This is a genomic window from Rhodococcus sp. P4_B6, from assembly GCF_056402215.1.
This window is the reverse complement of record NZ_JBFUHV010000016.1, coordinates 12,323-37,052: the sequence shown is the minus strand read 5'-3', so window position 1 is coordinate 37,052 and position 24,730 is coordinate 12,323. Positions and strand designations below refer to the sequence as shown.

Genomic DNA, 24,730 nt, shown 5'->3' with positions numbered 1-24,730 from the left:
GTTCGCCAACCGTTCCGCAACTGATCGATACCCACCCATCTAGAGCGTCGGACCGCGCACTGACACCCCGCGGCACCGTCGAACGACTCAAGCGGCCGCGATGGCATTTGCCGAGACCGGGCTCAACCAGCTCGTGACCTTAGTGTGCCGCGCCGACGGCGTTGACGTCCGAAACAACATTGGCCCGAGGGGCAATGTGGAACCGGATCTACTCGCCCACTTCGAGATCGAGTGGCTGGATGGGTGTGCCTGCGGCGGATGTCAGCGTCACCAGGTACCCCCGAGGAGACCGCAACTACAACTCGACGGATATACGTTGCTGCATCGTGCGGGCGTGTTGTTGCTTCGCGGTGATGGCGGCCTCGATACGGCAGCGCAGGTTTTCGTCGCTGAGGTGTGGATTGTCGAACCCGGCCACCACCGCCAGCTCTGTTCCGATACGGATGTGGGCAGTCTTATTGACCACCGACCCGTCGTCGCGGCGCGCCAGCTCGCGCCCAGTGGCGATGACCTGAGTCATGGCGTCAACGCGATTGGACGCTTCCCCCGCGCGCACCGATGTCCGCTGAGTCTCCAGATCCCAAAACGATACGAACCATTCCACAACCGCTCCCTCATCCACTCTTCTTAGGTGAACTGTGTAAATGACCAGCGTCCAACTTGCAACGCGGCGCTCGCCCACCTGCAATGCGCAAATGATCGCCGACGTTGTTGCGTCCGCTTAGCGGCCCACACGTCCGGTTGTCCGTTGCATCCGAATCGGACATTGCGTTGCCAATCTCGCACTGTCGGCGTTGCGTTGCAACTCCATCTGGTTGGTCTGCAACGTCGGGCCGTGTTGCGGTCAGAGGCGCTGGGTGTTGCGGCGGTTCGGGATTCCCTGGGTGTGGGGTGTCCTTCGTTCTGTTGGTCGGTCGTCTCCCCAGTCGAGCCGCGGAGACTAGGGACTGGCGGTCGCCGCCTTGCCGGGGCGTGTGATCAGGGTGTCCCGACCAATGTGTACTGCGGATCGAGCGTTGCCGCATTGCGTCCGTCCGCAATGTCCTCGAGTTCCGGCAACGGGGGCGTCCGGAACCCGGCGTCGACCGCGCGTTGCGCAACCTTGTCGAACCGGCGCATTGCGGTGCTTGCGGCCTTAGCCCGCGTGAGTGTGGCGATCTCCGCGTAACTGTGCTGTTCGATGATCCGCAGTCGGGCCGTCTCCTTCACTACAGGCTCGAAGTCGGCGCACGTTTCGATGAAGTCGAGCAGGTTCTCGATGGTCTGGGCCTCGTCCGGCAACACGAATGGCTCCTGCGAGTCCTCGAGCGCATTGCCGACCTTCAGTGCATCGGCATTGCGTCCGTCCAGTGCACTGCGCGCAACGTGCTCCTCGGTGAGGGTCGCAACATCGGTGAGGTCATCTGGGTTCGTTGCGGTTGGTTGCGCGGCATCCGCAACGCGCGTAGAACTCTCAGGTCCGGTCACGGCGGCCTCACTACTGTCGTCGACTGCCGAGGAGTCGTCTGCCGTGGCAACGTCGGCGAACTGCGCAACGGTCTGAGCAATGCGCGCCGCAACGTCGGGGTCCGCCGCAACGTCATGGTCCTGAGCAATGCGCGGCGCAACGTCGGGGTCCTGCGCAATGCGCGGAGTAGCGATGTCCGCAATATGGCCAACGTTCAGTTCGGTTGTCGGCATCGATTCAGCCGCCACCGTCGGGTAATGGGCCGCGTCGTCCCGATGTTCGCGGTCAGGAGTGTCTCGGACGACCGCGGTGTACTCGGTGTGGGCGGTGCCGATGGCCTTGATGAGGATTCCGACACCGTGGGTGAAAGCTAGGACCAAGAGCGGCGGGATGACTGCAATGAGCGATGCGCCGGTTGGAGTCAGTGGGGTGTATCCCAGGTCGATGCCAGCTGCAGCACTCCGTGCGGCGGCTTCCCCGGCGCGGTAGGCGTGGTAGGCGTTGCCGAAGACGCTGATGAAGACGACGACCACTGCGAGCCAGAGGAAGAAATGTTTCCCCGTTGCGCTGCCGTTGATTTTGCTTAGCGCAACGATGGCGATCGTTGCGCCGAGGATTGCGCCGTCGACAATGGCGGGGAAGATCCAGGTGAGGTAGTGAGGGATTCCGGCCTGCAATGCGAGGTCGCGTTGGACGGCGAACGACAGCACGAACGCTCCGGTGGTGATGCCGACCGCAATGACGATCGCAACGATTAGGGCGGCAATGAGGGCGCGGAGCTGGATTCGTGCTGCTCGGATACTAAGGTCGTTCATGATCGGGGTTTCCTTCCACGGGGTCCCGGTCCACGGGGCCCCCGCCGGCGCAATCGGCGGGGGCCTCCTTATGTCGGCTCGGTCAGTGCGTTGCGGTCGGCATAACTTGCACTCCAACACCCACCTAACAACGCTAGCTATCGTCGCTGTCGGTGCTAGCAGCCGTTTTTGGTCAGGTATTCGATGAGAGCGGCGTCGGTGACGGACGAGATGGTGATGCTCCGATCTCCGGTCTCGTAGCGCAGCTTGTCTACGCCGCGTGTCAGGCGGGCCTTGGTCGAAGGCCGCAACCGTACGTTGTGTTGTTCGCTGAGCTTCTCAACAGGCGATGCCGCCTCGGGTGCAGGAGACACGACCGATGTGACGGGCACGTCGGCGACGGGTCTGATCGTCGATTCGGTCGGAAGTTGCGTCGGCTGCTCGTCGACGGCGGCCGGTGTGGGGTCTTTGACGACCCGGGGGCGCTCAGGAAGATCTGCGGCAGGGTGCGCCGGCCTGCGGATAGCGGGTTCACGTTGGACGCTCATACGGTCGCTCCTGCGGTCTTGATGGGTAGTTCGTTGAGAAGGTCGGTGTAGGCGAGCTGCAATGACAGCGATTTTCCGCCTGTGAATTTGTGGATCGGGGTGCGCGCGCTGTGTGCGTCCTGCCGCGTGGCGTATTCCGGGATGGTGGTGCGCGCGACGAGGTCGCCGTAGACCTCGCGTAGTTCGCTCTCGCGGAATCGGTGTTCGCCTGTCCCCCGCTGTCGGCTGAGGACGATCTTGTCGATAGCCAGGTTCGGGTTGGGGCGTCGCTGGACGTTCTCGACGGTTTCGAAGAGCTTGGTGACGCCTTGAACGCTGTCGATGGTGGGCTCGGTTACTGCGATGACCCCGTCTACTGCACAGAAGACGGCGAAGAGGAGTTTGCCGAGCGACGGTGGGCAGTCGAAGAGGACTGCGTCGTAGGCGGAGAGGTCGAGGCCCTCGAAGGCGATGTCGAGGCGGAAGATGAGGTCGTTGGCCCCATCCGATTCGATGTTCGCGAGCGTCTGGTCGGCCGGGATCAGATCGACGCCGTCCCATGGGGTGGCAATGACGGCGTCGATCGCTGTGCCCGACTCGGTTCGGCTCATCAGGTCGTAGGTTGTCATCATCTCGTCGGTGATGGTGACGCCTACGCCGTTGGTGGCGTTGCCCTGGGGGTCGACGTCGACAATGAGGACGTGTCCGCCGGCGTTGCTTATTGCGCTCGCGAGACCGAGGGTCGTGGCGGTCTTGCCCACTCCCCCTTTCTGATTGCAGATCGCGCATTTGCGTGTCATGACTTGGTTTCCGTTCCGTCGTGGCCAGGAGACTTCCAGATGCGCGCGATGAGCGTTAGTGCAACTTCGCACGCTCGCGTAGGGAGCATAGCCAGGCTTGGCTGCTGAGCTAGCTCGACACGCCGAGCAACGCTAGCGTCCTTTGCTAGGTGAGATAGCGTGCATAGCGTAACTAGCGTCTCTAGTTTGGCTTTCGTAGCGATCGACGCTGTGGACGCAGACATAGCTATGATCTCTACAATTGCGACCCTATTTACGGTGTCTGTAATCGCTTTGCTCGCAACACTTACTGCACTAGTTTTCATAGCGAAGTTAGATATGACTGCGCCTATAGCGATGACAGCAATGATCGATAATCAGACTTGTCTAGCAAGCATCGCGCTCGTAGTTATGTTCGCACTCATAGCTCTGCGAGCTACCCTACGATCCCTAGACTGCGTAGCCAGCCTAGTAAGGCTTGAAAGGCGAGTCAGCCTAGACATGCGAGCGTCCATAGAACACGGCGCTACTGTAGCGCTCATATGGCGTCTAGCTCACGTAGATATCGTTGGTGGCATCTCTCTGATAGCGACGATTGCGAGAATTGCTGCGCTACAACGAGTAGCTGTGATCGTCTCCGTAGCAGAACTGTCCGCGATATGAAGACTAGAGACGATAGCCCAGATAGCTCGGATAGGTGTGCTTCCCCTCCTGCTACCAAAGTAGATCCCGTCAATGCTATAGGAGCTAGCGTTGATATTTCAGCAGGTAAGGGGTTCGCCGCCACAACTATGCACGAGGCACCGTCACGCGAAACGCATCCCTCCACCAGATCGCATCCGCCTAGGCACTGCGGAACACGGCGAAACAGGGCAGGCCGGCTTCGAGTCTTCACAGCTCGACATGCTGCCCGAGCAGATCTCGCACCGGATCAACCGAGCACGAGTTTCGGGCAAGCCGCGCTCCGCTAGCTAGGCTAGCGTCCTTATCTCGGTGCGAGAGAAGTGCTACTTCCGCCAGCGGCCTTAGTGCAACGGTCGCTTCACCGCTAGCTACTACGTCACTCCTAGCAGGAGTAGGCGGGCGGGCAATCAACGCTCGCATAGCTATTCGAGATAGCCAGAATAGCGTTACTATGCTATTTAGTTTCTCTAGCAACGCTAGGTAGCCTTACTAGCATCGCACAGTGCGGTTACACCGCTTTCCCAACGAGCGCACATTCGCTGGGCAGCGCGTCGCGCGAAAGCACTCCCCAGGTTCAGAAGGAATCGGCACGACGTGTGAATCGGGTGAGCTCACAGCTGACGGTTCAGGGCAGTAATCGGTGGGCAAGTTGTTCGGCGTTGAGTTGCCGAATAGCGTCGTCGACGGCGTGGCGGTCGGTGAGGTCGACGCCTCGCTCGGAAAGCGCTGCGACCACCTGTTTGCCGGGGCCCCAGGCAGTTTCATTGTCGAACGCGTCATGGAACTCAGGTAAGAAGGTGTCGACAGCATCAACGACGAGGCCGATCCACTGGCGGTCGATCCCCTGTTGGGTCAACGCGAAGGTCAGTCATCGGCGCAACAGAAAGGGCAGTGCGTTGCGTTGGTCGGCGTCGAGGACTGCTTTGCGGGGAAGCCAATCTGTAAGCAGCAACATCACCTCGCCCGGGCTCCAGCACAGCGGTCCGGCGCCGATGTAGCCGTCGCCATAGTCCAGGAACAGCTCGGCCAGCGACCGGCTCACGTCGTCGTCGCTTCCGATATCGGTGAGGAAGTCCTCGACCAATTGGCGGCGCCTCTGCTCGGGAATTCCGGCGTGTTCGGGCCATTCTGGCAGGTAGTCCCGGCAGCGGGACCATGCCAGCGCCCGGTGATCGCAAAAGTCCTCGTCGTCGGTGCGGGGCCAGGTCATGTCGGTGGTGCGCAACGCGTGCGCGAGATCAGCGAGTACCTCGGCGACCGGGGCCGACTGGAGCGGCATCGGTGCCTCGTCGGGCTCGCGCAGCGGATCCCACGCGGTGGCTGCGCCGGGATTCAGGAGAGCGAGCTTGTCAATCATCAGCCCGCCAACGTGGTAGATATGTGCCATCAATGTGTGTGGGTGGGGTCCGTCGTAGTCAATGAACAGGACCCGTTCGCTCTCGTACACGTCGACCGCGCGCCACGCCACGGTCGGAGTCCACGGCTCGACGGTGTGCCAGGCCGGCAGTGGTTGGGTTTCGGCCAAGATGTCGAGGGTGTCGGTCAGCATGGAAAGGTCGGCCGCAGGTGCGACCCGCGCGAGCGCGTCGATCGCGGCCAGTGAGTGCGGAGACGGTGTGGTGCATGCTCTGCCTGTGACCTGCATACACAGTTGATGCTCGGGCTCGCGTTCGGTTACTGCCGCCGTCGACCACGCCTCGCCGAGCCAGCCGCTGGCCCAGGTCTCAGCGGTGAGCACATCGTCGATTTCGAGGAGTTGCCGGGCGTCGCGCAGCAGAAGCTCGGCGGGGTGGAGTTGCCGGGGAGCACGACGCACGGGTCGGCTTTTGCCGCCCTTGCGGCGGCCTCGGCTCTTGGGCATATTCGCAGTCCACCACAGACACCGACCAAGGTGCCATCACGACGCGCCGTCCGGTGAGATTCCGGCGACGTCCGTATCTGCCGTCACGTGACAGAAACTGTAGATAGCCGAGACATCAATGCTCGCCTAACTATTCGCAATAGCTAGTGCTACCTGGCGCTGCTAGCTCGCATTGCTAGCAGCGCCAGGTTAGGTTACTTGGCTGCCGAACATCCTGGAAGTACGCCTTGCCCGGTGAGCGCGCTCGCTGGGGTCGTGCGTCGTTGAAATGTCTTCATCAACGAATACGCGGTGAACCGCCTGCCGTGCGAGAGGGTCGACTTCGATGGCCAGGCATACGAGGCCATCTTGGAACTGCTGGTGGGTGGGCAGGTGGTGCGGTGTTAGAGCTGCGTCTGCCCGCGATCAGGCATCAGGTGTCCCTCATGGTGACGTTATTGCGAGCTGGACCGCGAACCACGACTGCGGTTTCCACGACTGCGCGTGCCTCATCGGAAAGGGCAAGAATCGCGTGATCTCTAGCCTGGACCGTGGCCTCGTCGTAGGCGTGGACAACGACATTGTCGTCGGCCCACACAGCCGAGTGGTCACACGCTCTGATGAATGCGTGATTGTGTGCTACAACCCGGCACTGATCGAAGGCTGTAACCGTCGCGTGGGTGTAGGCCCAGACATGAACTTGCCCGGTGACTTCCACGGTCGTCGCGTCAGTGGCGACGATGTGAGCGGTCGCGGGTAGTGGTGAGTCGAGATGAATCCGTGCTTGCGATCCAGCGGTAAAACGCAAGGTCCACTCGTCGCCGGCCGATGCGAAGGTTTTCTCGTCGAGTTCGATTAGCTGACCTGCAGTGTCAACCACGACTGTTTTGGCACCGTTGCGGAGACGTTCGCGGATCGAGTCTGCGTTGCGGCTAATGCGGGGATGCGCCTGGACTCGGCTGACATCGACCCGTGGGTGGCGTTGGGTCGATCGGGACACGGTGTTCTTACCCACGAGCGCACTCCGTTCTGTGCGAGTCGGCCACGGTGTTTCTCGCAGGATATGGCCCAGACACGGTAGAGAGTGGGATGTCGCTCGGCGCGGTGATTCTCGTCCGCGGCCGTTCCGACCAGCGTTCCCGCGTGTGGATGGTGTGACGAGGATCGATGAGCATGGTTAGGCTGCCTGCCTTTGGGGCGCTAGGGTGGCGCGGATCTGTTCCATGAATGCCTTTCGGCGCTCAGGTGAGGCCGTTGCGCGACGAGCTCGCTCGCGTTCGGCGTCACGTGCAGCCCGCAGCTGTGCGCTGCGCGCGGCCTCTGTGGCGCGTTGCTCACTGGGGGAGGGACCCGACCAGTCGAGTCTGGACAAACGCCATGTCAAGTATCCGATTGGCGAGCGCACTGCGTTGGGCCAGAGCTCACCTCGCGACACCGTGTCAGCCGTCAAAGCTTGGGCGATATCCCGTCCTGTCCAGTGGGTGGTGTCGATTCCTGAACGCTCGATGACGTCGCACACGGCTCCGATGTGGCCACTGGGTGCGATGACTGGAGCTGCAGCGACCAGCGCGGAGGCGGCTCGTTGGAGATTCATCGGGCGCGGGTTCGTCTGATTCGAGGATGAGGGTCGGTTCTCGCGCGCGTACGCGCGTTTGGTGATTACTTCTCTACAAGAGATCCCCTTCGGGGAAAAACCACTCAAAGATAGGGGGTCACGGTCGCGGGCTTGTGGATTGGGATTCGAACCCTTCGTGGCGGTGTGGCGAGCGTGCTCCGCCGGGCGGTATGTCCTGCGGTGGGAGCTCCCGCGCTTCTTTAGTTGTGGGGGAGCGGGGGTGGCTGCGACGAGATCAGGTGGGGAGGATAGAGCCCATACGCTGGCAGCGCGGTGCTGACGCCCACCGTGGTGGACTTCTGCGGCTTGGAATTCGCGCGTAGTGAGGGTGCGGCCTCGTACCAGCTCGTAGCCCAGGTGTAGTGCTTTCAACACGCGTCGACCTCGTTTGACCACCGATTCGGACACACCTGCTCGGGCGGCGAGGTTCTGAACTGTGGCAGTGACGCGGCGCCCAGTTTTCGAGTCGGCTGACGACGCGTGCGCGGCAGCGATGGCGACCATACTTTCGACGCCGATCCTGTGTCGGGCGGTTGCGGCGCGGCCGTCGGCGGTCTTGGTGATTGCGTATCGGACCTGTCGCATCCATCCGTCGCGGCTTGTCCAGATCGGGATGGTTGCTTCTTGGCCGGGGTTGATGGGCAGCGTCCAGGATTTTCCGCGCTGATCGGTGTCCGTGTTGAGTTGTCGCAGGCCGTCAATCCACGGGGTCTGAAGTGGGTGCGTTTCCGGTTGCGTGGTTTGGGAAATCGGCGAGTTGTGTGATTTATCCCACGACACGCCGAGATCGGAGTGTTGAACCGTGGAAAAGGCGTCAAGGCATGGTTTATCCTCAGACGTACCTAGCACAGGTAGTCCCTTCGGGGAATGCAGTACCGAGTTGAAGAGGCTGCTAACTTCTTCTACTCACCTCAGGGAATGACCGTCCTGCCAGACGATCGCCCTAGACGGGGAGGACCTGCCAGTCCTCCCATCGGGATTCATTGGATAAACCCACCCCCGCCGGGGGTCCCTTTGGCTTGTACCGCCGCTCTTGAATTAGCTATCGAGGAAGTTCCGATCCGCTATTCGCCAGGCCCACCGCCTTCCTCAGTTGGAAGGGCCGGTGCGCTCCCAAGCAGCACCGGAAGTCGCAGATCAGAACCCGCAGATTCCGTCGCGTATTGGGCGCCCTGGTAAGCCAACACAGAGGTAGCGCCGTCGAAAGGGTCTCGCCCGTGCGCGAGTGTCGTAGTCGGCATGTGGTCTCGTTGAGACAGACACGTGACTGACTGGAGGTTCGCAGGCAAGGCAGAGTTGCGGCCGTGCGTTATCATGGAGTAAGCACCGCCTCTTCCTTTCGAGGTAGTGGTGGTCAGGGAGCTGGTAAGGTCCCGAAATTTCATACACGGACAACCCCCGACGCCGCCAAGCCCTGGGGGTTGTTCCGTGTTCAGGTGTCGTTCATGCGCCCATCGCCAATTGCTCGATGCGATGCAGCGACCCTGCAGCCTCGATTTCAAGTAACCGGAGTTGTTCCGGTCGAATCTTCTCGCTGATGTAATCCGGAATGTCCAGTCCGTGCGTGATGGCGAGGATAAGCACGGAGTAGTCGCCAGCAGGGATGCCGAGTTCGGCTGCCCGACTCTCGTAAACCTTGTGGTGTCTGAGGGGCGCGCGGGTAGCGATTTGCCCGCGGGGGCCCTTGTTGTGCTGTGCCATGAGGAAACCCTAGATCGAACCTGTAACCGATACGGGTAACCCGTGCTGTTCGGTGTGTCGCATGTGACTGAAGTGGTCATCAAAGGTGGCTGCCTTTCGTGCACGAATCGGTGGGTCAGCATTGAATGGATGTGGCCGCGGGGTTCAAGCAAGCCCGCTTCCAGCAGGCGCGACAGGGTTGGGTGATCGGGACAGATCTGACCTGGTCTGAGGCGCGCTAGATCTGTGCTGCTACGCGGGATGTCGGTGGAGAAGTAGACGGGCGAGCGAAGCGACCTCACGGATCTGCTCAACGGAAGCCGTCTCAGGGTCCGTCACGACCAAGTCGATGACATCGGCGAGCTCTTCTCGGGCGCCCACACTCAGGGTCGGCGCCTCAGCCGAGATCACCAAAGGACCGCATTCGGCGAGAAGTTGCTCGGAAAGCACGGTAGGTATCGTGACGCCGTCCGCAACGTTCCTGGCGTGGATGACATCCTGTATCGGGACGAGTTCCCACTGGCGCCCGTGGAAGTCGAGAGCATGGACGGTGGTCATGCTGCGACTCCTGTCGCCGGACCCTGACAACGACTTGACTCCCAGGCGTTGATAGCTGCGTTGATACGGACCTCGGCGAGGTCGGAGGGTTGGGTGGCGAGTTGGCCCCAGAACGCGCAGGAGACCGCCTCGGTACCGCTAAACTCGATGCCGGCCAGGTAGTCGTAGGCGTCGACTGAAGAGGCGGCGACTGCGGTCCACGCGTAGTCGGCGGCCTCGGATTGTGCACGGCCACCTTTGATCGCGGCAAGCCGATCGATGGCCTGCCAGCGTGCTGCGAGAGCGTTGACCTGATCTGCAACTACGTCAGCATCCGCTGTCGGATCGGTAGAGGTTGCCCGGCAGAGTTCGGCCACAGTGTGGGCGGCCGATGCGGTAAAGCCCGGGATGGTGCTGAGGCCCCAGCGTGGGTTGTCGTATAGGTCTGCGAACCAGTTCCAGCGAATCTCCGCTGGTCCTTCGGTGGCGGGGGTCATTGCTTTCCCGCTGGCCATCAGATACACCCGGTCGGCGAGTGACGTCATGCCGCGACCTCGCGAATTCTGGAGGCACTTGATGGGCGTCGAGATGATGCGGCGGTGCGGCCGCGGCGAATCGCATAATCGTCGAGCTCGGCGCGGGTGACGGCTCGTCCGGTCGTGCTGAACAGCACGGCCGCGACGATCTGTTCGCGGGGCAGCTGACCAAGATCGAGTTGAGTGTTCAGTTCCTCCCTGCACTTCATGAGGAGCGGGCAAGCCGAGCAGATATCCATGGCCTTACGCCAAGATGACAGATCGATGCCCGTCACCGTCCAGCCTGCTCCTTTACCGGCGCAGAGACCGCGAGCGGGGGAGGAGCCGGGGGTTATGTGCACCAGTCGCCGGGACTCAAGCACATCACGGATACGGCGGTACGTGGGGCAGAACCGAACGGTCGCCGAGTACACGAAGCCGCAGCGGGGGCACCGATGATCCCCGGTGTGCTCGTCGGCGAGGCTTAACAGCTCGCTGTCGGAGTGGTCGACGAGCGCTCGAACGCAGGTCGGCCGCGTGCCGCGGTCGGCAAGGATTCGCAGGGCGCGGGTGGCGGCGGAGCAGAGCGGCTGATCCTTGGTGGCGATGTGCCCGCAACCGGAGCATCGTCCGTCTACGCGTCGGTGAGCAGCGATAACATGCCGCGGATTGGTATCGATCTCAGTAGGAACTAGGCGCGAAGTTGACGCGCCAACTAACGTACTCATGGCAGAGGGTCCATTTCTGCATTCGAAGCGAGGGCGGCTAACCCTCGACTTCTCGGCTCTCCGGCTGCGGCTAACAGTCGGTTTGGCTACGGGGTCCCCTGGTCGGTGCTAACGACCAGGGGACTTCTCATTTGTTCTGGTGTCATCCTCCTCGATACGAGCGCTGGAGTGTACCGACAAACCGTACCGTTATTGAAGGACGGTGTGTCGAGCCTATATCTGGAGGCGCATGGTGTCTAGCAATGAAGGTCACCCTGTCGCATGGAGAGCCCGGCTCGTGTCTCGAAAAGTAATCCGCGGCTTCGCCCCGACGCGTCTCAAGGAGGCGCGGGAGAAAGCGGGCATGTCCCGCGGGGATCTCGCGCGCGTTTCCGATGTCACCGAGACCGCGATCGGTCGTTGGGAGACCGGCGCTCGGTCGCCGCAGATCGACCACCTGGCGAAGGTGGTGCGCGCGCTCGGCCTTGAGGTGTCGGACCTCGTCGTCGTCCCGTCCGCGGGGCGGTACCCCGGTGACTGGCGCATTCTCCTCGGTCTCACCCAGCCGGAACTCGGCCGCAAGGCCGGCATCAGCACAACGATGGTCGGGGCGATTGAGCGCGGCGAGGCTCGTCTCACCGAGGATGTTGCCGCAAAGCTGTCCGCCGCTCTCGGAATCCCGGACGGCGAGTTGCGAGAGTCGTACGAACGCGCGCGGAGCCGCCCGCCGGGCACGCCCGCCTGACCGATGAAGCGGAAACGGCGACGGCTCAGGTCCGACCTTCTGTGGCGAGTTGGGTAGCGAAACTGGATGCGCAGCGACAGCGGACGAAGAGTTACCGCCGAGAAGCGAAGTGAGAGTGAGCATTACCGGTTCCCCTGATTCTGGGTAGCTGAAAGCGGACCCAACGCGCTTGCCGCGCAGGCCATCTGCTTCCAACCAGGAATCGCTCACCGGTCGGTGCTTGCGGTCCGGGGGTGCCTGCACCCTGCGGTCGCAGCGGAAAACATACCAACCGGTGTAACGCATGTGCAAGACGAAGCGATGGAAAGTCGTTGCGTGTTGCGGAACTCGGGAGTTGGGCTATTTCAGGGCAACCGAGAACGTGTTATCGAATCGTCGTGGGTTAGCCGGGCGCCGCGAAATGTCAACGGGTACCTCCCATATGCTGTCGCAATGGCTATCCAGGGGATGTGGCTGGCTGTCGATATCATCGGCACCCGGCATACAGGGGAAGTGTTCATCCACTCGGCGGCGGGAGAGCGGGTCGCCCGTCGGCTGAAGCGATGCGCGAGCGAACTCGGTTTCGATAGGGCCGGGGAGGCAGTCGTGCGCGCGGTAGTGGAAGCGACCCTCGACGGGCGTTCCATTCCAGCGGTCGACGGACTGAATGTCGAGACGCATCAGATCGACGCAGCCGACGGCACACCCGTGGGACTGATTCTCTGGGTGGGCTCGCGCAAGCCGAATCCGCGCCCGACCTACAACGCCTGGGTCCTGGATATGACGGCAAAGACCACGCGTACCAGTGGCGACGATCCCGGCATGATCGGGGACGGCCGGCAGGCCGGTGAGGAACGTCATGTCCAGCACCTATTCACCTGGCTTAACCCTGAGGACGCCTTTTCGATGGTCGGCGGCTACTACGACGCCTTGACCGGTGACGACGGCGATCTCATCCAGAGCTACTGGAGCTTGCGTCCCGGCGGGGATGAGTACGTCCATATGTGGTCGAGTTGCCGCCTGCGCGTCACCAATGAGGGCAACCAGCGGCATCTCTACGGCCTCACACTCAAGATCGAACACCGTGAGCTGGAAGCTAATATCTCGTCCCTCATCCGGTTCAGCAACGCCACGCTGCTTCTCGTCGAAGCCCGAGACAAGATCCCGCTGACCACGATCGGCCGTCTCGCGCCGCTCGGGGAGGATCGGATCACGCAGGTCATGGAGCAGGTCAATCTCGACGAGTTGACCCGAACGGACGGCCAGACGCCATCTGACCAGAAGCTTGAAATCAACGGCGAGCGCTTCATAGCGTCGACCTTCGCGCTGCACTCGGCGCGTGAGAAGCATGGCGACCCGGTCGCTATCATCCTGCTGGTCGAGGAAGACGCCGTTCCGGCACCGGTCTGATATTTCCCACTACATCTTTCCGAACGATGAAATCACTACCTGGAGGTAAACCCTTGCGCGTCCTCGTCACCGGAGCCAACCGAGGAATCGGCGCCGCGATCGCCAGCCATCTCGTTAAAGAGGGGCACACCGTGTGGGGCACGCACCGTGGCTCCGCAGTACCGGACGGCGTCCACGGCGTCGAATGCGATGTGACCGATGACGACTCGGTCGACCGCGCGTTCACCCATGTCGAGACCGAAGACGGTCCCATCGAAGGCGTCGTCGCCAACGCCGGCATCACCGACGACACCCTCGTGATGCGCATGAGCAGTGAGCAGTTCATCCGCGTGATCGACACCAACCTGACCGGCGTCTTCCGGGTCACCAAGCGCGCGACTCGCAACATGCTCAAGCACCGTGCCGGCCGCATCGTGGTCATCGGCTCGGCCAGCGGCCTTTCGGGCATGCCAGGTCAGGTGAACTACACCGCGGCCAAGGCCGGCGTCGTCGGTATCACCCGTTCACTGGCCCGCGAACTCGGCTCCCGTGGCATCACGGCCAATGTGATCGCTCCCGGCTTCACTGAGACCGACATGGCCGCGGCGGTCAGCGACAAGGTCGTCGAGACGGCGCTGTCGCACATTCCTCTGGGCCGGTTCGGCAAGCCGGAAGAGGTCGCTGCCACCGCGGCATTCCTGCTGAGCCCGGGTGCTGCCTACATCACCGGAACCGTCATCAATGTCGACGGTGGCATCGGTATGGGGCACTGAAATTTAGTCTCTGAACTGCATAGACGACACGTCCCTGAGGCTGGGGCACTTCCTCGGAAGTGCCCCAGCCTTCTGCGTCCGGGGAAATGCAATCAGCTTCGGTGAGATGACCGGTCCGGGCGGAAGTCGCTGAAGATCCGGGAATGGATCATCTCGGTCGTTGACGGACCATCCTGTGGCTGCGCCGCGCTGTGGGGACGTGGTCGTCCGGTGATCGGCGGCGCAGGGCGTGAGGGTCCGTACGGAGTGTGGAATGCCATCGAGGCCTCCTTGGGTACTTGTAGTTGGAGAAGTGAAGCGAGCAAACCGGTGTTGATCAGTGCAGATGACACGTCCCTGACAGATGGATGTCGGGAACTCGTCAGCTTGCGCAGGTGATGTGGGCGTACATCGCGAATTCCTTGTACGGCGAGTCGACCACCCAGTGTGGGGGTGTCTCGTCCTCGAGCTGGACCTCGACCTCGCCGGGCCCGGGCTTGTCCCAGGTGACGCCCATCGAAAAGCGGTTGGGCTCATCCTTCTTAGGCTGAGTCGCCTCGATGATCCCTTCTCTGGTCTCGAAGTCGTGCTCGGGGTAGCCGAGATCGTCGTTCTTCACCTTCACGATCTGAGAGCCGTGCGTGAGCACCGCCTGCCAACCGTCCGGCGCCGTGAACTCGATCTTGAGGTTGTCGCCGTCATCGATGCAGCGCGCGGTGACCTGGTCAGCCGCGGACTGGGTGACGAGGCCGGTGCCCTGCTTGTTGCCGACCCCGATGGAGATCGCGTCCTCCCATTGGTCTTTGACCGACGTGTCCACGGGTGGGGAAACCGTTCCGGCGTTGCCCGTCTCGGACTCCGAGCTGGAGCAGGCTGCCAGGGATAGACCGACCGCCGTGACGGTTGCCGCAGCGGCAGCAGCGAGTGGTGATTTCCTCATCTCAGCCCTTCTCGATCAACGGTGGGGAGTGAAATCCCCTGATGCAGACCATAAGCCAGGCCCCTGAACTGGGAAGATAGCATGTCGCTGGTGGTAAAACCCAACGCCTACCGCCTGTCTCGTGTTCCGGAGGCCCGGCCGCGAGCGTTGCCGGAGCATGTCGGTGGTCAGTAGCGGATGTTGTCGATGAGCCATCGTTCGTTGTTTCGGGTGAGCGTGATCCACACGTTGGTGTCGGGAGTGACCTTTTCGGTCTGGTCGCCGACGATGGCGGTTTGAGAAATGGTGGCGACACGGTGGACGACGGTGTCGGAGTCTGGTGGGCATCCCGAACATCCAAGGTCGACGTCGGCAACCACTTTGGCGCCCTGGTTCGCCCACTGGTCCCACTGAATGCCGGGCCCGCGCTCAGGGCCGCCGTCGACGATCGTGCGGGCAGAGAATGCCTCGGTAAACCATGGGCGGGCCCGGGCATACGCATCGGAAGGGGAACCGTCAGTTGCCGGGTTCCAAGTGAATGCCACCGTCAAGCCTTGACGGGCCGCATCTTCGGCCGCACGGGCGCCGGGCGATTGCTGTGGGGTCGTGTCCTCGGGTGCGACGGTGGCGCTCGTTGTCGTTGGGTGGCTGCTTGTGGTGGCCGGCGGGGCGCCCGCGTCCGGGTCGTCTCGGTCGTCGCGACCGAACTGCAGGTATACGAGAAGACCGGCCGTGATAGTCAGGAAGAGAACGACCAGGACCTTACGAACCGTCATCTCCAGTTCCTTTCTGTCCGCGAATTTGTGGTTTGACCTGCATAGATGGCATGTCCCCTGGTTAGGTCATTCGCCGGGCCCTCATCCCCGATTGCAACGGCGCCTCTTTGACGACGTCGCCGGTGGTTGGGGCGTGAACCATTTGGCCGTTGCCGGCAAAGATGCCGACATGGCCGGGGCCACCAGGGCCCCATGAGCCGAAGACGAGATCGCCGGGTTGAGCGTCGTTGATCGGGATCTCGACGCCTACCGTCCACTGCTGCTCCGAGGTGCGGGGGAGCGTGGTCTTACCTCCGCTGGCAGCGAACACGGCGTAGCTGGTCAATCCTGAGCAATCGAACCCGCCACCGGATGGGCCGCCGGTACCGCCACCACCCCACACGTACGGGGTGCCGAGGTACTCGCGGGCCGCGTTGACGACCTGTCCGCCATTGGCCGACTGGCCGGGAAGGAATCGTCCGGTCGAGTTCGGGTTCGTGAACTTTGCCCGAGCCTTCATGATCTTGGGAACGTAGTGCTGCGTTTCGGGATACGGAGGAATGCCGCCGTACTGCTGCACTGCGCCGGGGCCGGCGTTGTACGCGGCGAGCGTCAGCTCGACCGGGTCCCCGGTGGCCTTTCCTGCCCCGATCATGCCGGAGACGTCCTGGTGGAGCGCGCACATGAAGTGGGCTTGGGAGAGCACCGCGTCATCGATCGAGTTTGGGTCGGCCTTGCCGTCCCCGTCGTAGTCCTTGCCCCAAGTCGCCCAGGTTCCGGGCATGAACTGGCTGGGTCCCATCGCCCCAGTGGATGAGACCGGTGCGCCTGCGCCCCAGCGGAATCCGTTCTCCTGCTCGAGCTGCGCGGCGATCAGCGGGGAGTCGATCTCCGGGCACACACCACCGGCCTTGCGGATCGGTTCCTCGAACTCGGGCGGAACGATGCCAGAGGCCAGTTCGCCGGCACCGGCGATGCCGAAGCCGGCGCAGTCGGCTGTCGATCGTGATGCGGCGGCGAGCTGCACGTTGTCGCCGCTGTGTGGGGCTGCGGGAGCACGGCCGGCCTGTGCGTTCAGATCGCCGAGCTTGGTCTGCGGATCAACCGCGGTGCCGCCCTGGAGTCGCCCGCCTTCCCAGTACTCGAAGTGCAGATGCGGACCGGTGCTCCCGCCGTCGTTGCCGATGTCGGCGATGTGATCACCGGAGCGCACCTGCTGGCCTTCACGCACATGTAGGCCGTCCGCGAACATGTGGCCATAAACCGTGGAGACGGGCTTCCCGTCGACGTTGCTGTCGATGACGATCCAGTGTCCGAATCCGCTGGCAGTTCCTGACTTGACGACAATGCCGTCGAGCGCGGCGAGGATCTTCGTGCCCACGGGGCCGGCCAGGTCGACACCCTGGTGTTGGGCGCCCCATCGTTCACCGAATCCGGAGGTGAACTGGGTGGTGCCGGGCTCGACCGGCATGCGGATCGGTCCGGACGGGGTGAGGGGGCCAGCTTGACCGTCGGCACGAATGTCGGCCTCGGAGGAGTCGGCCGGAACGGTCTTGCAGTGATCTTTCGGGATTACCGGGATTCCGGAGAACGAGCACGCCGATGTGCCGAGTACGACTGCGAGCGACCCGGTCATCAGCAGCGCCCGTGCGGCGCGGCTGACGATCACAACGCCCCTGGGAGTGGCGTGTCGAGTTCGGGGAGAGGGATCGGTCCTGGGACCGGGACTGGGGCGGGCGAGGGGATCGGCTTCTGGCTCGGGAGCTCTTCGGTGTCCTCGCTGGCCTGCGGAGTCGTCGTGGGGGCCGCAGTCGTGGTGGTCGGTTCCGGAGTGGTTGTGTTCGGAGTTGGTGTCGAGGAGTTCGGGCCGGGACGATCAGTGGTGTCCGGCGCGAGCATCGCCACCTCGGACATGTCGAGTGTCGGCAGGGGAGTGTCGACCACCCAACGCTGTTCGCCGCCGGTGGTGTCTTCGACGACGAGCGTCACTCGGAGGTTCCCGGCCTGCGTCGGGATCGTCACCTCAGCCTTGCGTGTGCCACCTTCTGCGTTGATCAGTTCGCTGGCTGTCGGACCGGTGATAGCCACCATGGTTTGCGGCCTTGCCGCCAGCAAGGTGTCGCCCGGCTGGGTGGAGGTGTATCGGGCGATCACCTCGGCCCACTTCGTATCCGAAGGCGTGGTGTCGACGTATGCGTGTGCGTACGCCATCGCGGTGGCAGTGGCGGTGGCGGCCACCTTGTATGCCGGTTTGCCGGCCACTTCGGACTCGCGGACCGGAGTCAGCTCGTAGCTGATGGGCTCCACCTTTGCCGACGTGGTGCTCGATGCGGCGGCCGCGGCGGTCTTCGCAGTGTTTGTGGCCGGCTTCTGCTCGCCGAAGACCATGCCGATGAGGAACAGTCCCAGGATCGCCGACACGACGGTGATTGCCAGGTTGGTGCGTGAATAGAGCACCCATCGGCGGATCGGGGCGAGGACGGGGTTGGGGCCAGAGGATGTCATCAGTTGTACCTGTCCGTGTTCCGGGGGGAGGTGGACTGATTGCGGAGCGAGGCGTCCCATAGCCGCGCGTGGGACTGCTGGCTCCGCACGCGCTGGCGCGGCGCCGAGTTCGCCACCGCCGCGGCGCCGTCAGACGCGGCGGTGCCGCGGTGGGAGGTGTAGACCCGCATCGGTGCGATGGCCGAGCCGTCTCCACCGTCCCAGCGTTGCCCGACCGAGGCGGTGGCCAGTTCCCGACGTGCGCGCCGTTCCTGCCTCTGTGCCTCGGCTTCGTCCTTGTCGAGACGTCGCCACGCGGAGGTACCGGCCAGCAGGGCGCGGTCGGTGTCGCGGTCGCTGAGCTTGTTTCGGCCCTTGGCTATGTCGCTGCTGGCCACGGCCGCGATCCCTGCGATACGGGCGTCGCGGTCCTCGGTGTCCCTTCTGGTCGAGCCCAAGCGGTCACCGCGACCGAGTTGCTGGCTGAGCAGGTTCTTGCGGGCTCCGGCGCGGGATTCGGCAAGTTCTTGGCGGCGCCGGTTGTTCAGGCCCCGGCCTTCCGGGCGTACCGGGGTGACCGAGGTGTCGTTGTCGTCGAGGTCGCGGCCACCGCGCCGGGCGAACCGCTCCGCGGCCTTCTCAGCGATCGCCGAGGCGGGACCGCCGGCGACGAAGCTTCCGGCCTCGAACAGCTTGCGCTTCATCGATTTCTGGGCGCCGCGAGCCTTGCGGTTGACCATGCTCGCGTTGTTCTGGGTGAAGGTCTGCGTCATCCGCTTGAACGGGCGCATGGCTGACCAGCACACGACAGATAGCAACACCATGAACCACAGGCGCCAGCTGCCGTCGAGAGCTCCGTTGCTGGTGACGTAGAGCTGCACCACCATCATCAGGTACAGCGCCACGATGACAGCGCCGGCAACCCCCCACAGGTAGGCAGAGGCGAGCATCCGGAATGCCCGGGCGAGCAGCCCGCCGTGGGCGATGGCGATCGGCACCCACACCGGTGCGAACAGGATTGCCAACCGGATGGCCAGCAGGGCGGTGAGCTTGAGGAGCGATGCGCCGATCCACAGGATCGAGGGCAAGCCCAGTTTGATCATTGCCATGAATCCGGTCGTGGACCGGCCGGACTCTTTGCCCTGGAACTGGTGATATGAGAGCTTGTGGTCCTTTTCCAGGGACGCGACGATCTCGCGGAACCCCTCGGCCTTCTGATCGGCCAGCTCGCTTTGTGCGTTCGGGTCGTCGGCGACCGCTCGTTGTTCGGCATAGCTGAATGCCAGTGCATCTCGCAGCTTCGGACCCAAGCCCGCGACGTCCTGGGGGTCGTAGTTCGTGCCGAACCACCCCTTGCGCCAGTCCTCGAGGAAGATCTTGTCGAGCAGCACGTTCCGCGGGTCGGTTTCGCCGCCGGCGAGAGTTCCGGCGCCGTCGCCGTCGCCGAACGATACTGAGAAGATCTCGTCCTGGGTTTCGGTGATCACCGCCCCGAAGGTGCCGTCGGCGATGTCGATGGCTTTCTGCGGCGCCCCGACCATCAATGCGCCCAATGTCAGTGCGGCGGCCGCGATGCCTGCGGTCTTGGTGACCCCCGCGGCGTCCGCCTTGAATGCCTTCCACAGGATGATTGTTGAGGCCACGGTCAGGCCGAGTCCGAGCCAGATTCCGTATACGCCGGACATTCCGGTGACGATGGAGTTGAGGATGCGGTCGAAGTTCTCGAGCGCGGAGCCGACGCCGTCTTCGGCGGCTTGCTGGCCGGTCTTAGTCTGGTCGTCGAGCCAGAATGCGGCCGCCGCGAGCGACTTGCCGATGGTCATGAACATGTTGCCGAGTCCGGTGTCACCGACGGCGTCGGGGGCGCGGACGAGGTCGTTGCCGCAGCCGAGGTCGTAGGTGGACCAGTTCAGCCCCGCCCAGCCGTAGGACTGATAGCCGGTCGAGCCTTGGCCGCCGCCTTCGGGCATTGGTGTCCGGTCGGCGCTGGTGGCGTCGAAGTACGTCTCGAACACGTCGTTGGGGAACTCCGGGCGCGGTACGTCCTTGCAGTCGAACCCGTCGGCGGCGGCGACCGGGCCGCCGGGAGTGATCACCGGTGCCAGCGCCAGCGCCAGCACGACCGCAAACCGCGCCCAGATGCTCACATAGCGCCTGAGGCGATCTCCCTCAGTAGCGGTGCCCACGCGGGGGAGACGGGGGCGCAGCGGGCCGATCATGCGGCACCCCCGAAGGCGCTTCGGGTGGCGCGCGAGTTCAATGCGTCGAACACGTGCGCCAGGTGCGTGAAGTGTGTCCAGTCCGACCGGACGAGTTCGATGTCGTCAGCCATCTTGATCACGAACCGGCGGGCCTGGTCGAAGTCGCTCGTGTCGGTGTCCTCATCGAGGGTGTCCTCGCCGCCGCTGCCGAGATTGGCCAGCAGGTCTTCGTATCCCTCACCGAGGGGGAGGTTCAGCAATTTCAGCCCACCCTCGATCGCGTGGGCATTGCCGCCGAGGTCGCCGATGATCACTTCGTATGACAAGGCGGACTTGTCGTCGGACCCGTCGACACCGAGGAAGTCGTCCGGCAACTGGCTGCACACCAGCGCCCGGACGTACCACTTGCGTGAGTCGCGAGAGATCCGCTGGTTCAGGGTGCGGCCGGCGCCGGTCTGTTCGAGGTATTTGTTCTCGTCGAGGAAGAGCACCTTGCGCACGTGCCGGGGCAGCTCGTAGACCAGTCGGTTGGCCAGCCACGCTGCCATGTGCATCAACGGCCCGGCCATCCGCTGCTGCGGCGTCCACTGCGACGGATCGGTGTGCTCGGGAGGAAGCTGCAGGCCGGGCATCGTCAGAACCGTCAGCCGGATGCTGCTGTCGACGTCGTCGACCTCGCCGCGCGTGCCCTCCTCGGGAAACAGCACGCGTGCCTCGGCGAGGTCCGCCATCATCACCAGGTCCTGGTGGACGCTCCTCGCGCAGGTGCGCAGATCGACGTTCTCGTCCTCGCCGCCGATTACGGCGATGGCGTCGAGGACCTCGCGCAGGTTGTGATGTCGTTCGCCGCCGACTTTGTTCGCCGCGGTCTGCAGAACGGTTTCGGTCCATTCGTGCTCGAGGCGGGCCGGGGTGAGCATCATCTTCAGTACCGACACCGCGACCGAGATTCGTTCGGCGGCGGCCGCGCGCATGTCCGCCTCGTACTGGGCGGCCGCGGCCGCGGCCGGGTCGAGGTCGTCGAGGTAGTCGGGGCTGGCCGGGTCGTACTCGGGATCGGTGCGGCGTGGGTCGACGATCACTCGATACGGGTTGAGCGACCCGGGGCGTGAGCTCCGACCGGTGAGCGCGTGAACCTCTGCGATGCCGCGGAATTCGGGCAGTTGCGCGAGCTTCTTGAGTGGTCCCGACGGATCGAGCACCACACCGTAGGCGCCAGCCCGTACCGCCTGATAGACGGTCACCCCGGCGAGGAACGTCTTGCCGGAGCCGGGGACGGCGACGACCGGAGTCAGCCCGGACTTGTCCTTCTTCGAGTGCGCGGCAAACAAGTCCCAAATCACGGGTCGGGGGGCGATGCTCGCGGTCTGGCCGAGCACCACGCCGGTGCGGTCACCGAGGCGATCTCCCACGGCGGCCATACCGGCGGAGAGGGCTTCGACGTTCATCCGGCGGCAGTGCGCGTAATTCGCCAGCCGCTCGCCGGGCATGAATTCGCGCAGCAGTTGGTACTGGCCGTGCTCTTGCTCGAGAGAGATGTGTGGGGCGTACATCTCGCGCAGCATCGCGACCTTGTTCTTCGCCTCCTCGGGGGACGCACCTACCACCAGGAGCCGGTAATAGCCCTCGGTGCGCACTGACAGGCCCGAGTGGTCCTCTTCAATGTCGGAGATGACGTGCTGTGCCCGCGTGTGCTGTTCGGCCAACTCCTGCGGAGGCGACTCGTCGTGCTCGACGGTGTAGTGATCGAACTGCGCCTCGATCTTCGAGGTCAGTCGGCGCATCTTGCGCAGCGTTTCTCCCTTGCTGTGCACGCGGATGCGTTCGGACCATTCGATCGGCTCGCCCGATGGGTCACCGATTACCTGCCACGGCAACATCCGCTCGGGGATCGGCAGCGGTGCCATGCGCCCGACTGTCAGCACGATCGCGTACCCGGTGTAGTCGCGGCCGTCCACCAGACCCGAGACCGTGGTGTACCCGTCACCGGGGGTGAGTGCGACCTGAGCGAGGTCCTCGAGTGCCGGGATGTCGGACGCTTCCCAGTCGCCGCCGCCGGCGAGGACGCCGTCCGCGTCGAGGGGCAATCCGAGTGTGGCCGAGCGCCGAAGCAGATAGTCCATCTGCCCGGGTGTCGCGGGCCGCGCCCGCACGCCCTGTCCGGCGAGGTGGCGTTCGATGGTGGCGAGATGCTCGGCCATCGTGTCTCGCTCATTGATGAACGCGTCGGCAGCCCATCGGCGCACCAACCGAGCCAGACGTCCGAGCAGCGGCCAGTCGAGGACCTTTCCCAGAACCTGCGCGATGGCGTCGAGTGCCTGTCCGAGTCTTGATCGCGGCGGCAGGTCGATGCCCCAGTACCGACCCTTGAGGGTTGGGTTGTCCCACAGCATCGCGTGCTGGTGACCGTGAAGGTAATCCGCCCAGGACAGGGCGCCGGGCACATCGTCGATCGGCTCGGCCCACGCGTCGTGTTGCTGCGCCCACTGCCGCACCGGCCACGGCGTTCGAACCACCCGCCGATGTAAGGTCGTCACCCCGGATTCGGCGAGGTTGGCCAATACCAAAGCCTCGCTGCGAATGTACTGGCGCTGACGGCCGACTGGTCTCATATTCCAAGGCCCCGGAGGCTGGACGAACCATGCCGTCGAGGTGCTGCGGGTGCGGGTGATGTTGCCCTCGACGCCGGTCAGCGCGAGCCGGATGGCCTTGCGGTCGCGTTTGGCCTGCTTCTTCGCCGCGGTGCGCTGCCGATCGAACTCAGCTTCGGAGGTCTTGCCACGCTTGCGGCCTCGCCGCGGGCCCGCGGGTTCGTCGACGACGGGCGGTTCGGTGGCTGCGGGGCTCGCCATAGGTGTTCTGAGCGGCTCGACCAGCGGCATGCTGGCCTCGGGGACCTGGGACCAGGCCAGGTGCTGCGGTGCCGGTTCGGCCGTCGGGGCAGTCGGGGCGACGTTGCGCATTGCAGCGGCCCAGGAGGGAGGCAGGGCACCCGGCGGCACGAGCGGCGGTTCCGGCTCGTCGAAGTTCGGGTCGAACAGGGCGGCGATGTCCTTGTTCAGACTCATCGGATTTCACCTTCGATCGGGATAGTGGACAGGTCGAAGACGGCGGGCCGTGAGGCAGCTGGCACCGGGGCCAGGACGGTCTGTCCGGGCTTCGGCGACCGTGGCGCCACCAAGTCGTTCCACGCCGCGATGAAAACGGAATGCAGGGGTCGGTCGGCGTTGATGTACCGGGTGATCTTGGTCGTGAGAAAGACGGTGAGCGTGACCATCACGGCCAGTGGCGTGAACCCCAGAGGGACGTGAACGATCATGCGGGCGACAACGAAGACCGTGACCAAGATCGCTGCACCCACCCCGACGGCGGAGTACCGGATACGAATAGGGAGGGTTCTGCCGGAGGGGCCGAGGTAGTGCGAGTCCACGCGATAGAGCAGATCGTCGTTGTCGATCACGCGCTCACTCCCTTCGAGGATTTGTTCACAGGGACGAGCACGCGTCAGACGTCGACGCCGAAGAGGCTGAGGAAGAATGTCCCGAGCCCGTTCATCGCGCTCTGGCTACCGGCGAGCACGAAGAAGGTGATCGCGACGAGAGACAGTCCGCCGACTGTCAGTACCTTCGAGAAGTTGCTTTTCAGGGCTCCGAGCGCGATCGCGCAGACAACCAGCAGGAAGATCACGACGAACACGTTGTCGCCGATCCAGTCCTTGAGGTTGTTGGTGTTCACCTCGGTTTCCTGAGCGAGAAAGTCACCCCCGATCTGGGTGGGCTTGGGCAAAGCGAGTGCGGCGTCGACGACGGTGGACGCAAGCGACATGGGGTTCTCCTCGGGTCGGATCTGGCGAGAGCACCTGAAACTTGGTGCGGGCGACCGTAAGAAAAATCCCGCGCCGACTTCAACGGGGTATGTGGATAACTTCCGCCGGGAAGGCGTTGCGGTGGCCGGCGCCGCATCGGTGGTGCTTGCTTTTCGACAATCTGGTGACACACAGATGTGCTGGGCGCGGGTACCAGTTGCGTGGGCCGTGAGGGTTCCATGCGCAGACCCCTGACGGGTCGTATGGCGTTCGGTGTGCGACGCCTTGCCCATCAGGCTGAGATGAGGGTCCGCAGAGCAGCTCAACAGGCAGTGCACGGGAGCGCGGCGGAGGAGGGGCTGCAGCATGGCGTGGCAGAGCCAAATTCAGCGCGGAAACGGTGGCTTGGCCCACCGTGTTCAGGCGCACGCAAGCACGCGTCTTCTCACCCTCAAAATGAGGATCGAAACAGGGTGTGGTGCGGCACCGATCAGAGGGCGCTCTGCAAGACATGAGAACGGGCGTCCGAGCAGTCGAATCCAGCAGTCGAATCCAGCGTCCGGAACAGCGGGGAAA

22 protein-coding genes are annotated in these 24,730 nt (G+C 63.7%); 3 read left to right on the top strand and 19 right to left on the bottom strand.

Annotated elements, in window-relative coordinates; all coding sequences use genetic code 11:
• Window positions 1-295: 295 nt before the first annotated feature.
• The 11 genes from AC1DWT_RS10530 to AC1DWT_RS10480 form a co-directional block, all read right to left on the bottom strand.
• Entirely contained in the window at window positions 296-604 is a 309-nt protein-coding gene (locus tag AC1DWT_RS10530) for a hypothetical protein (protein WP_005574595.1), read from the bottom strand.
• 374 nt (window positions 605-978) lie between these two features.
• Window positions 979-2,262, bottom strand: coding sequence for a DUF2637 domain-containing protein (locus tag AC1DWT_RS10525; protein WP_477920449.1), 1,284 nt, complete (start codon window positions 2,260-2,262; stop codon window positions 979-981).
• 155 nt (window positions 2,263-2,417) lie between these two features.
• The gene (locus AC1DWT_RS10520; protein ID WP_133988359.1) at window positions 2,418-2,789 is read right to left on the bottom strand and encodes a hypothetical protein; all 372 of its coding nucleotides are present in this window, start codon (window positions 2,787-2,789) and stop codon (window positions 2,418-2,420) included.
• Window positions 2,786-3,568, bottom strand: coding sequence for a ParA family protein (locus tag AC1DWT_RS10515; protein WP_005572408.1), 783 nt, complete (start codon window positions 3,566-3,568; stop codon window positions 2,786-2,788). The genes AC1DWT_RS10520 and AC1DWT_RS10515 overlap by 4 nt, the downstream gene beginning before the upstream one ends.
• Before the next feature lie 1,288 nt (window positions 3,569-4,856).
• The gene (locus AC1DWT_RS10510; RefSeq protein WP_477920446.1) at window positions 4,857-5,087 is read right to left on the bottom strand and encodes a hypothetical protein; all 231 of its coding nucleotides are present in this window, start codon (window positions 5,085-5,087) and stop codon (window positions 4,857-4,859) included.
• Between the two features lie 12 nt (window positions 5,088-5,099).
• A complete protein-coding gene (locus AC1DWT_RS10505) occupies window positions 5,100-6,092 on the bottom strand; it encodes a hypothetical protein (RefSeq protein WP_477920444.1) in 993 nt (330 codons plus the stop codon).
• Between the two features lie 412 nt (window positions 6,093-6,504).
• On the bottom strand, window positions 6,505-7,086 hold the full coding sequence (locus AC1DWT_RS10500) for a hypothetical protein (protein WP_477920443.1): 582 nt from the start codon (window positions 7,084-7,086) through the stop codon (window positions 6,505-6,507).
• A gap of 2,043 nt (window positions 7,087-9,129) precedes the next feature.
• On the bottom strand, window positions 9,130-9,387 hold the full coding sequence (locus AC1DWT_RS10495) for a hypothetical protein (protein ID WP_005245100.1): 258 nt from the start codon (window positions 9,385-9,387) through the stop codon (window positions 9,130-9,132).
• A gap of 231 nt (window positions 9,388-9,618) precedes the next feature.
• Window positions 9,619-9,924, bottom strand: coding sequence for a hypothetical protein (locus AC1DWT_RS10490; RefSeq protein ID WP_005245101.1), 306 nt, complete (start codon window positions 9,922-9,924; stop codon window positions 9,619-9,621).
• The gene (locus AC1DWT_RS10485; RefSeq protein ID WP_005245102.1) at window positions 9,921-10,448 is read right to left on the bottom strand and encodes a hypothetical protein; all 528 of its coding nucleotides are present in this window, start codon (window positions 10,446-10,448) and stop codon (window positions 9,921-9,923) included. The genes AC1DWT_RS10490 and AC1DWT_RS10485 overlap by 4 nt, the downstream gene beginning before the upstream one ends.
• Window positions 10,445-10,714 carry a hypothetical protein gene (locus AC1DWT_RS10480; RefSeq protein WP_143767486.1) on the bottom strand — a complete coding sequence of 90 codons (270 nt, stop codon included), beginning with the start codon at window positions 10,712-10,714 and terminating at the stop codon, window positions 10,445-10,447. Before AC1DWT_RS10480 ends, AC1DWT_RS10485 begins: the two co-directional genes overlap by 4 nt.
• Before the next feature lie 709 nt (window positions 10,715-11,423).
• Here AC1DWT_RS10480 and AC1DWT_RS10475 point away from each other — a divergent pair.
• The 3 genes from AC1DWT_RS10475 (at window position 11,424) to fabG (ending at window position 14,011) form a co-directional block, all read left to right on the top strand.
• Window positions 11,424-11,870, top strand: coding sequence for a helix-turn-helix domain-containing protein (locus AC1DWT_RS10475; RefSeq protein ID WP_005245104.1), 447 nt, complete (start codon window positions 11,424-11,426; stop codon window positions 11,868-11,870).
• A gap of 432 nt (window positions 11,871-12,302) precedes the next feature.
• Window positions 12,303-13,259 carry a hypothetical protein gene (locus AC1DWT_RS10470; protein WP_005245105.1) on the top strand — a complete coding sequence of 319 codons (957 nt, stop codon included), beginning with the start codon at window positions 12,303-12,305 and terminating at the stop codon, window positions 13,257-13,259.
• Between the two features lie 26 nt (window positions 13,260-13,285).
• Window positions 13,286-14,011 (top strand): 3-oxoacyl-ACP reductase FabG, encoded by a 726-nt coding sequence (fabG, locus tag AC1DWT_RS10465; protein WP_005245106.1) that lies wholly within the window; start codon window positions 13,286-13,288, stop codon window positions 14,009-14,011.
• A gap of 361 nt (window positions 14,012-14,372) precedes the next feature.
• Here the strand turns inward: fabG and AC1DWT_RS10460 are convergent, their stop codons facing one another.
• From AC1DWT_RS10460 to AC1DWT_RS10425, 8 genes are all read right to left on the bottom strand, one after another.
• The gene (locus AC1DWT_RS10460) at window positions 14,373-14,930 is read right to left on the bottom strand and encodes a hypothetical protein (protein ID WP_477920438.1); all 558 of its coding nucleotides are present in this window, start codon (window positions 14,928-14,930) and stop codon (window positions 14,373-14,375) included.
• A 167-nt stretch (window positions 14,931-15,097) separates the two neighbouring features.
• Window positions 15,098-15,685, bottom strand: coding sequence for a hypothetical protein (locus tag AC1DWT_RS10455; protein ID WP_477920436.1), 588 nt, complete (start codon window positions 15,683-15,685; stop codon window positions 15,098-15,100).
• 61 nt (window positions 15,686-15,746) lie between these two features.
• Window positions 15,747-17,333 (bottom strand): peptidoglycan DD-metalloendopeptidase family protein, encoded by a 1,587-nt coding sequence (locus tag AC1DWT_RS10450; protein ID WP_477920435.1) that lies wholly within the window; start codon window positions 17,331-17,333, stop codon window positions 15,747-15,749.
• Window positions 17,330-18,169 (bottom strand): hypothetical protein, encoded by an 840-nt coding sequence (locus AC1DWT_RS10445; RefSeq protein WP_005245110.1) that lies wholly within the window; start codon window positions 18,167-18,169, stop codon window positions 17,330-17,332. The genes AC1DWT_RS10450 and AC1DWT_RS10445 overlap by 4 nt, the downstream gene beginning before the upstream one ends.
• Window positions 18,169-20,295, bottom strand: coding sequence for a hypothetical protein (locus AC1DWT_RS10440; protein WP_477920432.1), 2,127 nt, complete (start codon window positions 20,293-20,295; stop codon window positions 18,169-18,171). The genes AC1DWT_RS10445 and AC1DWT_RS10440 overlap by 1 nt, the downstream gene beginning before the upstream one ends.
• A 68-nt stretch (window positions 20,296-20,363) precedes the next feature.
• On the bottom strand, window positions 20,364-23,417 hold the full coding sequence (locus AC1DWT_RS10435; RefSeq protein ID WP_477920430.1) for an ATP-binding protein: 3,054 nt from the start codon (window positions 23,415-23,417) through the stop codon (window positions 20,364-20,366).
• Window positions 23,414-23,809, bottom strand: coding sequence for a hypothetical protein (locus tag AC1DWT_RS10430; protein ID WP_005245113.1), 396 nt, complete (start codon window positions 23,807-23,809; stop codon window positions 23,414-23,416). The genes AC1DWT_RS10435 and AC1DWT_RS10430 overlap by 4 nt, the downstream gene beginning before the upstream one ends.
• A 44-nt stretch (window positions 23,810-23,853) precedes the next feature.
• On the bottom strand, window positions 23,854-24,174 hold the full coding sequence (locus AC1DWT_RS10425) for a hypothetical protein (RefSeq protein ID WP_477920428.1): 321 nt from the start codon (window positions 24,172-24,174) through the stop codon (window positions 23,854-23,856).
• Window positions 24,175-24,730: the final 556 nt, after the last annotated feature.

Excerpts from the sequence above, each read along its gene's own strand:
- AC1DWT_RS10505 (WP_477920444.1), bottom strand. The coding sequence starts at position 6,092 with ATGCCCAAGAGCCGAGGCCGCCGCAAGGGCGGCAAAAGCCGACCCGTG.
- AC1DWT_RS10470 (WP_005245105.1), top strand. The coding sequence starts at position 12,303 with ATGGCTATCCAGGGGATGTGGCTGGCTGTCGATATCATCGGCACCCGG.
- AC1DWT_RS10425 (WP_477920428.1), bottom strand. The coding sequence starts at position 24,174 with ATGTCGCTTGCGTCCACCGTCGTCGACGCCGCACTCGCTTTGCCCAAG.
- AC1DWT_RS10435 (WP_477920430.1), bottom strand. The coding sequence starts at position 23,417 with ATGAGTCTGAACAAGGACATCGCCGCCCTGTTCGACCCGAACTTCGAC.
- AC1DWT_RS10525 (WP_477920449.1), bottom strand. The coding sequence starts at position 2,262 with ATGAACGACCTTAGTATCCGAGCAGCACGAATCCAGCTCCGCGCCCTC.
- fabG (WP_005245106.1), top strand. The coding sequence starts at position 13,286 with ATGAAATCACTACCTGGAGGTAAACCCTTGCGCGTCCTCGTCACCGGA.
- AC1DWT_RS10490 (WP_005245101.1), bottom strand. The coding sequence starts at position 9,924 with ATGACCACCGTCCATGCTCTCGACTTCCACGGGCGCCAGTGGGAACTC.
- AC1DWT_RS10460 (WP_477920438.1), bottom strand. The coding sequence starts at position 14,930 with ATGAGGAAATCACCACTCGCTGCTGCCGCTGCGGCAACCGTCACGGCG.
- AC1DWT_RS10445 (WP_005245110.1), bottom strand. The coding sequence starts at position 18,169 with ATGACATCCTCTGGCCCCAACCCCGTCCTCGCCCCGATCCGCCGATGG.
- AC1DWT_RS10485 (WP_005245102.1), bottom strand. The coding sequence starts at position 10,448 with ATGACGTCACTCGCCGACCGGGTGTATCTGATGGCCAGCGGGAAAGCA.
- AC1DWT_RS10515 (WP_005572408.1), bottom strand. The coding sequence starts at position 3,568 with ATGACACGCAAATGCGCGATCTGCAATCAGAAAGGGGGAGTGGGCAAG.
- AC1DWT_RS10495 (WP_005245100.1), bottom strand. The coding sequence starts at position 9,387 with ATGGCACAGCACAACAAGGGCCCCCGCGGGCAAATCGCTACCCGCGCG.
- AC1DWT_RS10455 (WP_477920436.1), bottom strand. The coding sequence starts at position 15,685 with ATGACGGTTCGTAAGGTCCTGGTCGTTCTCTTCCTGACTATCACGGCC.
- AC1DWT_RS10520 (WP_133988359.1), bottom strand. The coding sequence starts at position 2,789 with ATGAGCGTCCAACGTGAACCCGCTATCCGCAGGCCGGCGCACCCTGCC.